This window comes from Stenotrophomonas panacihumi, assembly GCF_001431645.1.
Taxonomy (GTDB): domain Bacteria; phylum Pseudomonadota; class Gammaproteobacteria; order Xanthomonadales; family Xanthomonadaceae; genus Stenotrophomonas_A; species Stenotrophomonas_A panacihumi.
In genome coordinates this window covers 1-9,366 of sequence record NZ_LLXU01000139.1, presented here as the reverse complement: position 1 = coordinate 9,366, position 9,366 = coordinate 1, and the positions used below count along the sequence as shown (strand labels likewise).

Annotated in this window: 6 protein-coding genes; 2 read left to right on the top strand and 4 right to left on the bottom strand. The window is 69.0% G+C overall.

Annotated features, from left to right (window positions below):
• Positions 1-355: 355 nt before the first annotated feature.
• From ARC20_RS17675 to ARC20_RS18440, 4 genes are all read right to left on the bottom strand, one after another.
• Positions 356-1,783: a sugar porter family MFS transporter gene (locus tag ARC20_RS17675; protein ID WP_057649396.1), complete on the bottom strand. Its 1,428-nt coding sequence runs from the start codon at positions 1,781-1,783 to the stop codon at positions 356-358.
• 45 nt (positions 1,784-1,828) lie between these two features.
• Positions 1,829-3,169: a xylose isomerase gene (xylA, locus tag ARC20_RS17670; protein ID WP_057649395.1), complete on the bottom strand. Its 1,341-nt coding sequence runs from the start codon at positions 3,167-3,169 to the stop codon at positions 1,829-1,831.
• A gap of 48 nt (positions 3,170-3,217) precedes the next feature.
• The gene (gene xylB, locus ARC20_RS17665) at positions 3,218-4,711 is read right to left on the bottom strand and encodes a xylulokinase (protein ID WP_057649394.1); all 1,494 of its coding nucleotides are present in this window, start codon (positions 4,709-4,711) and stop codon (positions 3,218-3,220) included.
• Positions 4,712-4,787: 76 nt separating this feature from the next.
• Entirely contained in the window at positions 4,788-5,024 is a 237-nt protein-coding gene (locus ARC20_RS18440) for a hypothetical protein (protein ID WP_146165771.1), read from the bottom strand.
• Between the two features lie 101 nt (positions 5,025-5,125).
• On the opposite strand from ARC20_RS18440, the gene ARC20_RS17660 reads away from it, so the two are divergent.
• Positions 5,126-8,278, top strand: coding sequence for a YadA-like family protein (locus tag ARC20_RS17660; RefSeq protein ID WP_057649393.1), 3,153 nt, complete (start codon positions 5,126-5,128; stop codon positions 8,276-8,278).
• 72 nt (positions 8,279-8,350) lie between these two features.
• A partial coding sequence (locus tag ARC20_RS17655) for a S8 family serine peptidase (protein ID WP_152983969.1) occupies positions 8,351-9,366 on the top strand: 1,016 nt, incomplete at its 3' end.

Below are 9,366 nucleotides of genomic sequence, written 5' to 3'. Positions count from 1 at the left end.
GTCGCCACACGCCCCCGCCAGGGCATACCCCCGCACGCCCCCCAACATCCCCTCGACGGATCGAAGATCAACACCAGGGCAACGCGGCGAGGCGGCGTGGGGTGTTGGCTTTTGCGTCGCGGTGGGAACGTATCGGGTGTCCGGTGGGCAAGCCCCATCGGGACCGTTGGCGACATGGATGTCGCCGACGAGCCTCCATGGATGGATTCACGGCGTGTCCCGATGGGGCTTGCCCACCGGGCGCCGCGCGACGCACCCACACGCGCCCCACCTGCAGCACACGACCAACCACCAGAAAAGAGAAAGGCCACCCAACCGGATGGCCTTCCCCTGAAACTCAAGGCGTGGAAAGCGATCAGCCTTCCATCTGCTCCAGCTCGCGCCCCTTCGTCTCGTACACATACTTGAGCACGAAGAACACGGAGAGGAACGCCGCCACGGTGTAGATGCCGTAAGCACCGGCCAGGCCGATGGAGCCCAGCAGGATCGGGAAGCTCACCGTGATGATGAAGTTCGAGGTCCACTGCGCCGCGCCAGCCACTGCCAGGCCCGAGCCGCGGATCTGGTTCGGGAACATCTCGCCCAGCATCACCCACATCACCGGGCCCCAGGACATGTTGAAGAAGATCACGTACACATTGGCCGCCACCAGCGCCAGCGTGCCCATGCCACCGGCCATCACCAGCTTGCCGGTGTCGTCCATCGACGCGCTCGCGAAGGCGAACGTCACCAGCGCCAGCGACACCGCCATGCCCGCCGAGCCAATCCACAGCAGCGGCTTGCGGCCGATCTTGTCGATCAGCACCACGGTGACCAGGCACGCGCCGATGCTCAGTGCACCAGACAGCACGTTGATCAGCAGCGCGTCGTTCTCCGAGAAGCCCACCGCCTGCCACAGCACCGCGCCGTAGTAGAACACCACGTTGATGCCGACCAGCTGCTGGAACACCGCCAGGCCGATGCCGATCCACACGATCGGACGGATCTTGCCGGTGTGCTTGTTCACCAGGTCCTTCAGGCTCGGGCGGTGGTGGTCCTCGGACAGCGAATTGCCGATCTCCACCAGCTTGTTGCGCGCTTCGGCCTCGCCGTAGAGGCGGGTCAGCACGGCCAGTGCCTGCTCGCGACGACCCTTCACCACCAGGTAGCGCGGGCTTTCCGGGATGGTGAGCAGCAGCAGCAGGAAGATCGCCGAGGGAATGGCCTGCATCCAGAACATCCAGCGCCACGCCTCCTGGCCCAGCCACAGCGGCTGGGTGGACGCGCCGGCCGCCTTGGCCAGCAGGAAGTTGGACAGGAATGCGCAGAACAGGCCGCTGATGATCGCGATCTGCTGCACCGTCGCCAGCCGCCCGCGATAACGGGCGGAAGCGACTTCCGCGATGTAGGCCGGCGACATCACGCTCGCCGCGCCCACCGCGAAACCGCCCATCACGCGGGCGAACACGAACACCGCCGAGCTGTGCGCCAGGCCCGCGCCAATCGCCGAGAGCAGGAACAGCACCGCGGCGATGATCAGCACCGCGCGGCGGCCCCAGCGGTCGGCCAGGCGACCGGCGAAGAACGCGCCGATCGCGCAGCCCAGCAGCATCGAGGCGACTTCGAAGCCAATGCCCGCCGAACTCGACTGGAACGTCTGCTTGAGGCCGTCGACGGTGCCGTTGATGACGCCGCTGTCGAACCCGAACAGGAAGCCGCCGATGGTGGCGACGCAGCTGATCAGGATGATGAAGCGGGTGTTTTCACCGGCGCTGTTGCCGGCCTCTAGCGGAACACTGGACATGGAGTCACCAAGTTCGGTTCGTTGCGATGGGCAGGGCCCGACCCATCAGCGGATCAGGTACTGGTTGATCAGGTTCTCGTAGGCTTCCTGGCGGCCGCTGACCTGCCTGGGCTCACCCGACTTGGCAGCATACGCGGCGAGATCGGCCAGGCCCAGCTTGCCCTGCTCGAACTCCTGGCCGGTGCCACCGTCGAAGCTGGCGTAACGCTCCTTGCGCCAGGTCTCCAGCGGCGAGGCGGTCAGCAGCGCGTGGGCCACTTCCAGGCCGCGCGCGAACGCGTCCATGCCGCCGATGTGGGCCAGGAACAGGTCCTGCGGGTCGGACGACTCGCGGCGCACCTTGGCGTCGAAGTTCAGGCCGCCCGGCTGCAGGCCGCCCTGGCGCAGCACCACCAGCATCGCGCCGACGGTGTCGTACAGGTCGGTCGGGAACTGGTCGGTGTCCCAGCCGTTCTGCGGGTTGCCGCGGTTGGCGTCGATCGAACCCAGCATGCCGGCGTCCGAGGCCACCTGCAGGTCGTGCTCGAAGGTGTGGCCCGACAGCGTGGCGTGGTTGGCTTCGATGTTGAGCTTGAAGTCCTTTTCCAGGCCGTGCGCGCGCAGGAAGCCGACGACGGTGGCGCTGTCGAAATCGTACTGGTGCTTCATCGGCTCCATCGGCTTGGGCTCGATCAGGAAGTTGCCCTTGAAGCCGATGCTGCGGCCGTAGTCGCGCGCGGCGGTGAGGAAGCGGGCCATGTGCTCCTGCTCGCGCTTCATCTGGGTGTTGACCAGCGCGGCGTAGCCTTCGCGGCCGCCCCAGAACACGTAGCCTTCGCCGCCGAGTTCAACGGTGGCTTCCAGCGCGGCCTTGACCTGCACGGCGCCGCGGGCGACGACGTTGAAGTCCGGGTTGGTCGACGCACCGTTCATGTAGCGCGGGTGCGAGAACAGGTTGGCGGTGCCCCACAGCAGCTTCATGCCGGTCTCGACCTGGCGCTGCTTGGCGATGGCCACCATGTGCTTGAGGTTCTTCTCGTAGGTGCCGATGTCCTCGGCGTCCGGCGCCAGGTCGACATCGTGGAAGCACCAGTACGGCGCGCCGAGCTTGGTGAAGAATTCAAACGCGGCATCGGCCTTGGCTTCGGCGCGCTTGAGCGGGTCGCTGCCGGCGTCCCAGCCGTACTGGCGGGTGCCCGGGCCGAACGGATCGGCGCCGTTGCCGCAGAAGCTGTGCCAGTAGCACACCGCGAAGCGCAGGTGCTCGGCCATGGTCTTGTCGCCGATCTTCTTGTTCGCGTCGTAGACCTTGAACGACAGCGGGTTGTCCGAGTCGCGGCCTTCGAACGGAATGCGGCCGATGCCGGGGAAGTATTCCTTGGCGCCAATGAAAGGCTGGGTGCTCATGGTCGTTACCTGCTCTGGAAAGTGTTGGGGGAAAGGTCGAACAGTGGATCAGGCGGCGTACAACGGCCGCACGGCGGAGAGGTGGTCGAGGAAGCGCCGGTACGCCTTGGCGTAGGCGGCGTGGCGGCTGGCATCGGGCTGGGCGCCGAGCGCCGGGTCGGTGCCGAGATGGGCGGCGACCACGTCGGCCACCGGGGTGGCGTCGCCCTGCGCGTGGCCGAGTGCCCACAGCGCCTGCAGCGCGGCGCCGAAGGCCGCGCCTTCGCCCTGCTTCGGCACTTCGACCGGCAGGTTGAAGATGTCGGCGACCATCTGGCGCCACGCGGCGCTGTTGGCGCCGCCGCCAGTGAGCACGATCGCATCGAACCGCATGCCACCGGCGACGAAGGCGTCGAAGCCGTACTTCAGGCTGTAGGTCGCCCCTTCCATCGCGGCGCGGTAGAGGTTCGCCTCGCCGAGGTTGTGCATGTCCATGCCGGCGAGCACGCCCTTGCCCAGCGGCAGGTCCGGGGTGCGCTCGCCGTTGAGGAACGGCAGGAAGGTCAGGCCGGCCGCGCCCGGTTCGCTGGCGGCGATGCGCGCATCGCCCTCGCGCGTGCTGAAGCCGAACAGGCGCGCGATGGATTCGGTCGCCACGGTGCAGTTCATCGTGCAGATCAGCGGCAGCCAGCCGCCGGAGGACGAGCAGAACGCCGCCCAGGCGCCGGCCGGGTCCACCACGGGGGTGTCGGAATACGCGAACAGCGTGCCCGAGGTGCCCAGGCTCATCGACAGCTTGCCCGGCACCACGGCGCCGGTGCCGAAGGCGGCCATCATGTTGTCGCCACCGCCGGCGGCGACGACCGCCTCGCGCGGCAGGCCGAGCTCGTCGGCAATGGCCGCGGCGATCGGGAACGTGGCGCCGGCATCGACCAGCGGCGGCAGGCAGGCGCCGAGGTCGCGCTGCGGGTCGGTGGCGCGCAGCAGTTCCTTGGACCAGGTGCGCGTGCGCACGTCGAGCCAACCGGTGCCGGAGGCATCGCCGTACTCGCAGAAATATTCGCCGGTGAGCCAGAAATTCAGGTAGTCGTGCGGCAGCAGGATCTTCGCCAGCTGGGCGTAGACCTCCGGCCGGTGCTTGCGCGTCCACGGCAGCTTGGAGGCGGTGTAGCCGGCCAGGATCGGGTTGCCGGCCAGTTCGATGCAGCGCGCCACGCCGCCGACGGCGTCCATGATCTCGCCGCATTCGGCGCTGGTGCTGGTGTCGCACCACAGCTTGGCCGGGGCCAGCACGTTGCCGTCCGCATCGACCGGCACGAAGCCGTGCTGCTGGCCCGAGACGGCCAGCGCGGCAACCTGCCCACGCAGGGCCGGGTCGATGCGCGAGAAGCAGCTGCGCACGGCGTCCACCCACCAGGCCGCTTCCTGCTCGCGGCTGCCGTCTTCGCCGCTGATCAGTTCCAGCGCGGCGCTGGCCGAGGCCACGAGCTGGCGGGACTGCGGGTCGTACACCACTACCTTGATGCTCTGCGTGCCTGCATCGATGCCCGCGACCAACTTCATTCCCACACTCCCGACGCGTTTTCGTTGATGGCGTCGCCAAGCTATTCCGGTTTTCCCCCGACACATTCCGTTAGCGCTAACAGAATTTCCGGAAATGAAACGGCCGGGTGGCCGTGGCGGGAAAAAGCTGAATACAGACGACGGGTTTTCCGTGCCCGAAGGCACCGGGGCCGCACTCTAGCAGCAGTTGCGGATTTGCCATGCTGCGCTGCAAAAAGCCGCGCCCGATGCGCTCACCATGGGCCGGCCCGAGCAGGTCTTCGGCGTCGGTTGCCACCGCAAATGCTTGAGTTGTCAGGCCGATGTCACACATGTCACACGCTCGACACCCCCGCCGACGCCGATGTCACGGGGGTGTCAGACGCGTCCGGCGCGGATCAGGCGATCTAGCGGTTTCCCAGCCAGAGCCCGTCCATGCAACCGATCCCGCGCACGTTCAAGCGACATGCCCTCGCCGCCGCCCTCCTTTCCGCCCTCAGCCTGAGTGCCCACGCCGGCACGAACTGCCAACTGGTGGACGACGCCGGCAACCCGCTGCCGGTGGACAGCGCCGCGCCCGGCGCTGAGTCCCTGGCCTGCGGTCCCGATACCAAGGCGAATGCCGATGGCGCCACCGCACTGGGCGACGAGACCACGGCCGACGGCAAGAACGCGACCGCGGTCGGCTCCTGGACCGACCTGGACGGTGACGGCCTGGTGGACCCCAACGAGATCACCTGGGCCAAGGGCCTGAACACCACCGCCGTGGGCACCGCCGCCCAGGCCGTGGGCGACAACAGCACCGCCATCGGCGTGCGCGCAGTGACCAACACCGACGGCAGCGTGGCGATCGGCAACCAGGCCGGCGCCGTGCATGCGGGCTCGACCACCACCACGACCTCCGTCAATACCAACGGCACCGGCGGCTGGACCACGACGACCACCCCGACCACCGCCACCACGCCCCCCGGCAGCAGCAGCAACAGCATCGCCGTGGGCACCAGCGCCACGGCGAACGGCAGCAACTCGATCGCGATGGGCACCAATGCCAAGACCCGCTCGGTCAACGGCACCACCACGTTCACCGAAGACAGCAGCTCAGGCGACACCGTCATCACCCGTACCGTGACCACCGTCGAAGCCCCGACCACCAACTCGGTGGCCATCGGCAACAACGCGGCCGTCAACGGCACCGGCTCCATCGCCCTGGGCAACGGGGCCACCGTGGACGGCAACAAGGTCACCACGTTCCAGACGTCCGAATACGGCCTGTTCACCCAGTCGGCGCCCGAATCGGCGGTCAACTCGGTCGCCATCGGCAACAACGCGCGCTCGCTGGGCAACAACAACGTGGTGATCGGCGCCGGCGCGCAGACCACCGGTGACTTCTATTACTCGCCCTACGACGTGGTGTGGCAGGACATGAATTCCACCGTCATCGGCGCCAACGCGGTGGTGAACCGCGGCATGGGCACGGCGGTGGGCTACTCGGCCTTCGTCAATGGCCGCAGCGGCGCGGCGGTGGGCTACGCGGCGACCGCCGTGGGCCAGGGTTCGACCGCCGTGGGCGGCTGGCTCGACTGGCAGGCGGCATTCGGGGCGACGGCCACGGCCGGCCCCGGGGCGATTTTCAACCCCTACGGCAAGGCATATGCGGTGAGCCTGGGCGCCTCGACCTTCGGGGGCGGCGCGTATGCCTGGGGCAACTATGCCACGGCGCTGGGCGCTGCATCGCGCGCGGGCGACCGCGACACCGAGTACGACCCGTACAACCCGACCTCGCAGTTCGATTCGCTCGACCCGACCGTCATCGGCGGCGCCACCGCCGTGGGCTTCAATGCCAACGCGCAGGGCCGCGCCAGCGTCGCGCTGGGCAACCAGAGCCTGGCGTACGACGCCGAATCCGTGGCAATCGGTTCCGAATCGGTGGCCTACGGCAGGGACAGCATCGCGCTGGGCAGCAACGCCATCGCCACCTACCACCAGAGCATCGCCATCGGCGAGAACGCCATGGCCGACGGCTACACCGGCGTCGCCAACATCGCCTTCGGCCAGGACGCGGCTACCGCCCCGGGCGTGAGCGGCGAAACCAGCAACGCCATCGCCTTCGGTACCGACGCCCTGGCCAACGAAAGCGCCGCCGTGGCGATGGGCAATGCCGCCCAGGCCACCGGCCTGTCCGCCACCGCGGTGGGCAACGCGGCGATGGCGCAGGCGCAGAGCGCCTCGGCGTTCGGCGACAGCGCGCAGGCCACCGCCGATTACGCCACCGCCATCGGCAACTACGCCTACGCCGCGGGCGAATCCTCGGTCGCCACCGGCACCAATGCGTTCGCGACCGGCGCCAACAGTGTCGCCAGCGGCTACAACAGCTATGCCGGCGGCAACGATGCCCTCGCGCTCGGCAGCTATGCCGTGGCGGAAACGGACGGCGGCGTGGCACTGGGCAGTGGTGCCACGGTGTACGGCATGAACAGCGTGGCCATCGGCCTGAACTCGGTCGCCGACCAGGACAACGTCATCTCGGTGGGCAGCGCCGGCGCCGAACGCCGCATCGTCAACGTCGCCGACGCGGTGGACGCCAACGACGCGGTCAACAAGGGCCAGCTCGACGCGGTGGTGACCAGCGTCGGCGGCACGGTGGGCGCGCAGCTGGATACCGTGGCCAGCGCGCTGGGCGGCGGGGCTGTGGTCAACACCCTGGGCATCAGCGCGCCGGACTTCGGCTTCCAGGGCGGGCACTACGTCAGCGTGGGCGACACGCTCACCGCCATCGATGCCGCGTTTACCGGCCTCAATGATCGCGTCTCCACGCTGGAGACCGCCTCGGCCAATCCGGCGCCCACTGCCGGCGGCGCCAGCGGTACCGGCGAGGGCCTGGCGATGGGCACCGGCTCCCATGCCACCGACGCCAACGACACCGCCGTGGGCAACGGCGCGAACGTCGGCGCGGCCAACGGCACCGCCGTGGGCAGCAACGCGGTGGTCGATGCCTCGGCGCAGAACGCGGTAGCCGTGGGCGCCGACAGCCACGCCAGCGCCAATAACGCGGTGGCGCTGGGCCAGGGCGCGGTGGCCGACGAGGCCGATACCGTCTCGGTCGGCAACGCCACCCAGCAGCGCCGCGTCACCCATGTGGCCGCCGGTACCGCGGCCACCGATGCGGCCAACGTCGGCCAGGTGCAGCAGGGCGACGCCAATACGCTGGCCTCGGCCAATGCGTATACCGACACCACCGCCACGCAGACGTTGAGCGCCGCCAACGCCTACACCGACGCCAGGTTCCAGAACTGGGACGACAGCTTCACCAACCTGCGCGATGACGTGAACCACCGCCTCAACCAGCAGGACAAGCGCATCGACCGCCAGGGCGCGATGGGCAGCGCGATGATGAACATGGCGATCAACGCCGCCAATTCGCGCAGCCCGCGTGGCCGCGTGGCCGCCGGCGTGGGCTGGCAGAACGGCGAAAGCGCGCTGTCGGTCGGCTACTCCAAGGCCTTCGGCGAGCGCGTGTCGATGAGCATCGGTGGCGCGTTCAGCGGCAGCGACAGCTCGGCCGGCATCGGCTTCGGCGTGGACCTGTAATCCACGCCTTCCCCAACACACGGCGCCCGCCCCGGGCGCCGTGATTTCCATGCGCCTTCCAGGAATCCACCCATGATCTTCCGTCGCACCGCCCTCAGCCTGATCGTCGCCGCCGCCTGCGCGCCGGCCTTCGCCGGCACCGTCGACCTGACCTCGCTCAACGACACCACGCTGGCCCCGCGCTTCATCGTCAAATACAAGACCGGCAGCGCCGAACGCGTGCAGGCCACCGCCCGCCAGCGCTCGCTCGATGCCGCCACCGACCGCGCGCGCCCGCAGCTGGGCGCGAAGATCGCCGCGCTGAAGGGCACGTCCGCCCTGCAGATGCACACCGTGCGCGCCACCGTGGGTGGCAAGCACGTCGTCGCCGCCTCGCAGCGGCTGGATCGCAGCCAGGCCGAAGCACTGATGCGCTCGCTCGCCGCCGATCCCAACGTCGAGTCGGTCAGCGTGGACCGCCTGATGCACGCCGCCGCGCTGCCCAACGACCCGGTGCTGGCCAATTACCAGATGTGGCACTACGGCACCGGCGCCGGCGGCGCGCGCGTGACCACCGCCTGGGACAGCGGCGCGACGGGCGCCGGCGTGGTCGTGGCGGTGATCGACACTGGTGCCACCCACCATGCGGATCTCGAAGCCAACCTGCTGCCGGGCTATGACTTCATCTCCGATGCTTTCGTCTCCCACCGCGACACCGACGACCGCGTGCCGGGCGGCTGGGACATCGGCGACTACAGCGCGGCCAACGACTGCGGCGCCGGCGCGGCGGCCAGCAACAGCAGCTGGCACGGCACGCACGTGTCCGGCACGATCGCCGAGGTGACCAACAACGGCGTCGGCGGCGCGGGCATCGCCTACAACGCCAAGGTCGTGCCGGTGCGCGTGCTCGGCCGCTGCGGCGGCTACACCTCGGATATCAACGACGCCATCGTGTGGGCGGCCGGCGGCCATATCGACGGCGTGCCGGACAACCCGAACCCGGCCGAGGTCATCAACATGAGCCTGGGCGGCGCGCACGAATGCGAGGAAGACACCCAGACCGCGATCAACACCGCCGTGAGCCTGGGCACCACCGTGGTGGTGGCCGC

What these genes read in the sequence shown, in the direction of transcription:
- ARC20_RS17675 (WP_057649396.1), bottom strand. Translation starts at nt 1,783, where the DNA reads ATGTCCAGTGTTCCGCTAGAGGCCGGCAACAGCGCCGGTGAAAACACC.
- xylA (WP_057649395.1), bottom strand. Translation starts at nt 3,169, where the DNA reads ATGAGCACCCAGCCTTTCATTGGCGCCAAGGAATACTTCCCCGGCATC.
- xylB (WP_057649394.1), bottom strand. Translation starts at nt 4,711, where the DNA reads ATGAAGTTGGTCGCGGGCATCGATGCAGGCACGCAGAGCATCAAGGTA.
- ARC20_RS18440 (WP_146165771.1), bottom strand. Translation starts at nt 5,024, where the DNA reads ATGTGTGACATCGGCCTGACAACTCAAGCATTTGCGGTGGCAACCGAC.
- ARC20_RS17660 (WP_057649393.1), top strand. Translation starts at nt 5,126, where the DNA reads ATGCAACCGATCCCGCGCACGTTCAAGCGACATGCCCTCGCCGCCGCC.